We start from the raw sequence: 6,018 nt of genomic DNA, 5'->3' as shown, positions 1-6,018 counted from the left end.
CCTCACGGCAAGCCCCGTCCCCTCACCTCGATCCTCTCCCCTGCGGGGAGAGGATCGAGGTGAGGGGACGGGGCTTGCCGTGAGGTTGGCCTCTCGCCCCAACACCATCGAGAGGGAGCGGTCCGCGCGAACTGCGATAATGGCGCGATGACTTCCATGAATTTCGACCTGCTCGCCACCGACGGCGCCGCCCGCCGCGGGCGTCTTTCCTTCCCGCGCGGCAGCGTGGAAACGCCGGCGTTCATGCCGGTGGGCACCTATGGCTCGGTGAAGGCGATGACGCCGCGCGACGTGCGCGAGACCGGCGCCGAGATCATCCTGGGCAATACCTTCCACCTGTTCCTGCGGCCGGGGCTGGAGATCGTGGAGCAGTTCGGCGGGCTGCACCGCTTCATCGGCTGGGAGCGGCCCATCCTCACCGATTCCGGCGGTTTCCAGGTGTTCTCGCTGGCGCACCGGCGCAAGCTCACCGAAGAGGGCGTGACGTTCGCCTCGCCGGTGGACGGCTCCAAGGTGTTCCTGTCGCCCGAGGTGTCGATGAAGATCCAGCGCGTGCTGGATTCGGACATCGCGATGATCTTCGACGAGTGCACGCCGTACCCGGCCACCGAAAAAGTCGCATCCGATTCGATGGAGCTGAGCCTGCGCTGGGCCGAACGTTCGCGTCGCGCCTTCGACGACCTGAAGAACCCGAACAACCTGTTCGGCATCGTGCAGGGCAGCGTGTACGAACCGCTGCGCCGGCGTTCGGCCGAGCGGCTGGTGGAAATCGGCTTCGACGGCTACGCGGTGGGCGGCCTGGCGGTGGGCGAGCCGGAGGAGGCGCGCAACCATACGCTGGACTTCACCGTGGGCCTGCTGCCGCGGGACAAGCCGCGCTACCTGATGGGCGTGGGCCGGCCGGAGGACATCGTGGCGGCGGTGTGCCGCGGCATCGACATGTTCGACTGCGTGATGCCCACCCGCAACGCGCGCAACGGCTTCCTGTTCACCGCCGAGGGCACGCTGCGCATCCGCAACGCGAAGTACGCCGCCGACACCCGGGTGATCGAGGAGGGCTGCGACTGCCACGCCTGTGCGAACGGCTTCAGCCGCGCCTACCTGCGCCACCTGGACCGCTGCAACGAGATCCTGGGCAGCCAGCTCGCCACCATGCACAACCTGCGGCATTACCAGCGGCTGATGGCCGGCCTGCGCGAGGCGATCGCGGTGGGGCGGCTGCAGGATTTCGTGGCCGCGTTCCATGCCCGCCGCCAGGGCGCCCCCGCCGAGGCCTGAGCCCAGCGGGCCGGCGGCCTTGCAAAGCGTGACGGGCGCCCCGACTGCATCCCGTGGCCGGGCCGGGTGGCCGGCGCGCCGTGCGGCGGGCGGGAACGCATGGCATAATCCATGGTCTTTTATCGGGCGTTCAGCAGAAATCCCTGCCGGCGCCATCACTTGCGAGACGAACCGATGAGTCTTCCGATGTCTATCACGCTGGCCCAGGCCGCTGCGCCGCAGGGCGGCGGCCTTTCCATGATCATCATGATGGTCGTGCTGTTCGGCCTGATGTATTTCATGATGATCCGCCCGCAGATGAAGCGGCAGAAGGAGCATCGCCAGATGGTTTCCGCCCTCGCCAAGGGCGACGAGGTGGTGACCAACGGCGGCCTCGCCGGCCGCGTGGACGAGATCGGCGAGACCTTCATCTCGGTCGAGATCGCACCGAACGTGAAGGTGAAGGTGCAGAAGGGCGCGGTGTCGCAGGTGCTGCCCAAGGGCTCGCTGAAGTCCTCCTGAGCCGGGCCATCGGCGCGGGGCATTTCCCAATCGGACGTGCGGCCACGGACGGCCGCTTCTTGACGTTCGCGATCATGGACGACCGCAAAACAGACTACGGCCAGGGTTGGCTGCTTCTCGACGTACGCGGTCACGGATGATCGCAAAGGATCACAGATGAGCGATTTCCCACGCTGGAAGTACGCACTGGTCGTGCTGGCGATGCTGTTCGGCATCGTCTATGCGTTGCCGAACGCGTTCCTGCCGCTGAAGGCCGTGCAGGTCTCCGCGAACAAGGGCAGCGCCCCGGTGGACGACACGCTGCGCCAGAAGGTGGCCGACGCGCTGGCCAGGGACCAGGTCGCCACCGGCGAGGTGATGGTGCAGGGCGACCAGTTGCTGGCCACCTTCCCGAACGCCGACGTGCAGAAGCACGGCGCGGACACGATCAAGGCGCTGCTGGGCGACGGCTACACGGTGGCGTTCAAGCTGCAGTCCACGGTGCCGCGCTGGCTCACCATGATCGGCGCCGATTCCATGCCGCTGGGCCTGGACCTGCAGGGCGGCGTGCACTTCCTGATGCAGGTGGACCAGAGCGGCGTGGTCGACAAGCTGGAAAACAGCTACGCCGACGACATCCGCAACCAGCTGCGCCAGAAGGACATCCGCTACGAATCGGTGGCCCGCAGCGCGGTGGCCGGGCAGGGCATCGTGACGGTGCTGCGTTCGTCCGACGACCGCAGCAAGGCGGCCGACCTGATCGCCGCCAACTCGCCCGACCTCTCGGTGACCGACGGCCCCAGCACCGGCGACCGCTACGTGCTGTACGCCGCGATCAAGCCGGCCAAGCTGCGCGAGCTTTCGCTGGGCACGATCAAGCAGAACCTGGGCACGCTGCGCAACCGCATCAACGCGCTGGGCGTGTCCGAGCCGCTGATCCAGCAGCAGGGCGAGAACCACATCGTGGTCGAGCTGGCCGGCGTGCAGGATCCCACCGAGGCGAAGAAGCTGATCGGCGCCACCGCCACGCTGGAATACCGCCCCGGCATCGGCTACCCCGGCGATCCGCGCGCGGTGGAAGCGGCGCGCACCGGCAGCATCCCGCCCGACGCGAACCTCTACTACACCAGCAACCAGGCGCCGGTGCTGGTGGGCAAGCGGCCGATCGTCACCGGCGACGAGCTGATCAACGCCAGCTCCGGCGTCGACCAGAACAACGGCACGCCCTCGGTGAACGTGACGCTTAACGCGTCCGGCGCCAAGAAGATGCAGGAGTTCACCAACGCGAACGTCGGCAAGCCGATGGCGGTGCTGCTGATCAACACCGAGTACGAGACCAGCACGGTCAACGGCAAGGTCACGCGCACGCCCAAGACCACCTACACGGTGATCAACGACGCCACCATCCAGAGCCCGTTCGGCAAGGAGTTCTCCACCAACGGCCTGGGCAGCCCCAAGGAAGCGTCCGACCTCGCGCTGCTGCTGAAGAGCGGCTCGCTGGCCGCGCCGATGGACATCGTCGAGGAGAACGTGATCGGCCCCAGCCTGGGCCAGCAGAACATCACCAAGGGCTTCGACGCGGTGATGCTGGGCCTGCTGCTGGTGCTGATCTGCGCGGCGGTCTACTACAAGCTGTTCGGCCTGGTCGCCGACATCGCGCTGTTCTTCAACCTGCTGATCCTGGTGGCGGTGATGTCGATGATCGGGGTGACCCTGACCATGCCGGGCATCGCGGGCATCGTGCTGACCCTGGGCATGGCGATCGACGCGAACGTGCTGATCTGCGAACGCGTGCGCGAGGAACTGCGCAACGGCTCGACCCCGCATGCGGCGATCCACGCCGGCTACGACAAGGCCTGGGCCACGATTCTCGACGCCAACGTCACCCACCTGATCGCGGCGCTGGCGCTGATGACGATGGGCACCGGCGCGATCCGCGGCTTCGGCGTCACGCTGTGCATCGGCATCCTGACCTCGATGTTCACCTCGGTGGTGATGACGCACGCGTTCACCGCGCTGATCCACGGTCGCCGCAAGCTCAAGACGCTGTCGGTCTGAATTGAAGAGTGCGGCCACGGATGGCCGCTGCTACCCCGGAACGGACTTCCGCACAAGAGACCCATCCATGGAAATCTTCAATCACAACAGCAATATCCACTTCCTGCGCATCCGCGTCTTCAGCGTCGGCGTGGCGATCGTGCTTATGATCGCCTCGGCGGCGCTGATCGCCACCAAGGGCCTGAACTACGCACTGGACTTCACCGGCGGCGTCTCGCTGGTGGTGGACTACGCGCAGCCGGTGCAGACCAGCGACGTGCACGACGCGCTGGAGAAGGCCGGCCTCGAGAACCCGGTGGTGCAGAGCGTGGGCGGCAGCCGCGAGGTGTCGATCCGCATGCAGCCCACCAAGGAGATGCTGGACGCCAAGGGCCAGGTGAACCTGGACAAGGTGGCCAGCACGGTGATGGAGGCGCTCAAGGCCTCGCGCAACGACGCCACGCTGAAGAGCCGCTTCTCGGTCAGCGCCGAGGTGGGCGCCGAGCTGAAGAGCGACGGCATGGTGGCCGCGGTGTTCGTGATACTCGGCATCATGGCCTACCTGTGGATACGCTTCGAGCGCCGCTTCGCGATCGCCGCGGTGCTCACCGAAATCCACGACACCCTGGTGACGTTGGGCGTGCTGGCGCTGGTGCAGCGCGAGTTCGACATGACCGTGCTGGCCTCGGTGCTGGCGGTGATCGGCTACTCGATCAACGACAAGGTGGTGGTGTTCGACCGCATCCGCGAACTGTTCCGCCTCGCGCGCAAGGCCGAGCCGGAGGAGATCCTCAACCGCTCGATCAACAGCACGCTGTCGCGAACCATCATCACCTCGCTGTTCACCGGCATCACCATGGCCGCGCTGTTCTTCTTCGGCGGCCCGGCGGTGCACAACTTCGCGATCACCATGCTGATCGGCATCGTGGTGGGTACGCTGTCCTCGATCTTCGTGGCCAGCCCCATCCTGCTGTGGCTGGGCGTGTCGAAGAAGGACCTGATGCCGGTGACCAAGGAAAATCCGGAGCTCGCCCGCCGCCCATGAGATCGCATCGTCCGCCAAGCGGACGATCCTGATTACTCTCCCCCGCCTGCGGGGGAGATGCCCGAAGGGCAGAGGGGGGGGGGCCGCCTGTTGCGGGAGATGCCCGAAGGGCAGAGAGGGTGCCCCGCCTGCGGAGAAGACGCCCGAAGAGCAGAGAGCGCGCTTCGATGCCCTGGTCGTGGACGAGCAGAAACAAACGGCCCGGGTTTCCCGGGCCGTTTGCGTTTCCGCCGTTCAGCCCCTGAGTTCGTTGTCCAGTTGCACCAGCCGCCCAGGCGTGCCCACGTCGGTCCAGCGGCCGCGATGCCACGAGCCGGTCAGCGCATCCTGCGCCATCGCCGCTTCGAGCAGCGGGCGCAGCTTGAAATGCGGCGGCTTTTCTTCCGTGCCTGGCGCATCGCCCGTCGCGGCGCGCCAGTCGTCCAGCAGCTCGCGGCGGAACACGCCGATGCCGCTGTAGGTGAGCCGCGGCTCGCCATCGGCATGCAAGCGGCCCTGGGCGTCCAGCCGGAAATCGCCTTCGGGATGATGCGCCGGGTTGTCCACCATCAGCAGGTGCGCGCGTCCGTCCGGCTCGGCGGGCAGGGCGGCGAGGTCGGCGTCGCACCACACGTCGCCGCTGATCGCGAGCACCGGTTCCGGCCCCAGCAGCGGCAGCGCGTTGAGCAGGCCGCCGCCGGTTTCCAGCGGCACCGGGCCTTCGTACACGTAGCGGATGCGCAGGCCCCAGCGCGAACCGTCGCCCAGCGTCTCGGGGAACTGTTCGGCGAGGTGCGAGGTGTTGATCGCCACGTAGTTCACGCCGATCGCGGCGAGCCTCTCCAGGTGCCACACGATCAGCGGCTTGCCGCCCACGCGAAGCAGGGGCTTGGGCGTGTGCTCGGTCAATGGACGCATGCGCTCGCCCAGCCCCGCGGCGAAGATCAGCGCGTGTCTCATGGCGCGCCCTTTTCGCACAGGCCGATTGCCGTCATCCCGGCGAACGTCATGATCGTCATGGACATGCCTGGACCACCCACACGCGTCATCCCGGCGAAAGCCGGGATCCAGCGACTTTTTTCGTGGGTGCACGCAAGGCACTGGATCCCGGCTTTCGCCGGGATGACGCGCGTGGCGTTTGGTGGGATGGCCACCATGGCTTTTGCCGGGAAGACGACCATGAGGTGGCGGGGCATTCC

At 67.1% G+C, this 6,018-nt stretch carries 6 protein-coding genes; 4 read left to right on the top strand and 2 right to left on the bottom strand.

Annotated features, from left to right (window positions below):
* Positions 1-147 precede the first annotated feature (147 nt).
* From tgt to secF, 4 genes are all read left to right on the top strand, one after another.
* A complete protein-coding gene (tgt, locus tag PCA_RS10615; protein ID WP_181302584.1) occupies positions 148-1,278 on the top strand; it encodes a tRNA guanosine(34) transglycosylase Tgt in 1,131 nt (376 codons plus the stop codon).
* A gap of 174 nt (positions 1,279-1,452) precedes the next feature.
* Complete coding sequence (gene yajC / locus PCA_RS10610) at positions 1,453-1,779, top strand: preprotein translocase subunit YajC (protein WP_181302583.1); 327 nt, start codon at positions 1,453-1,455, stop codon at positions 1,777-1,779.
* A 156-nt stretch (positions 1,780-1,935) separates the two neighbouring features.
* Positions 1,936-3,816, top strand: coding sequence for a protein translocase subunit SecD (gene secD / locus PCA_RS10605; RefSeq protein WP_181302582.1), 1,881 nt, complete (start codon positions 1,936-1,938; stop codon positions 3,814-3,816).
* Between the two features lie 67 nt (positions 3,817-3,883).
* Entirely contained in the window at positions 3,884-4,840 is a 957-nt protein-coding gene (secF, locus tag PCA_RS10600) for a protein translocase subunit SecF (RefSeq protein ID WP_181302581.1), read from the top strand.
* A gap of 234 nt (positions 4,841-5,074) precedes the next feature.
* Here the strand turns inward: secF and murU are convergent, their stop codons facing one another.
* On the bottom strand, positions 5,075-5,779 hold the full coding sequence (gene murU / locus PCA_RS10595) for an N-acetylmuramate alpha-1-phosphate uridylyltransferase MurU (protein ID WP_181302580.1): 705 nt from the start codon (positions 5,777-5,779) through the stop codon (positions 5,075-5,077).
* Positions 5,776-6,015 (bottom strand): hypothetical protein, encoded by a 240-nt coding sequence (locus PCA_RS10590; protein ID WP_181302579.1) that lies wholly within the window; start codon positions 6,013-6,015, stop codon positions 5,776-5,778. The genes murU and PCA_RS10590 overlap by 4 nt, the downstream gene beginning before the upstream one ends.
* Positions 6,016-6,018 lie beyond the last annotated feature (3 nt).

Source organism: Rhodanobacter sp. PCA2 (genome assembly GCF_013620825.1).
Lineage (GTDB): Bacteria > Pseudomonadota > Gammaproteobacteria > Xanthomonadales > Rhodanobacteraceae > Rhodanobacter_A.
Note: the sequence above shows the minus strand (reverse complement) of the source record. Positions and strands in the feature narration are given on the sequence as shown.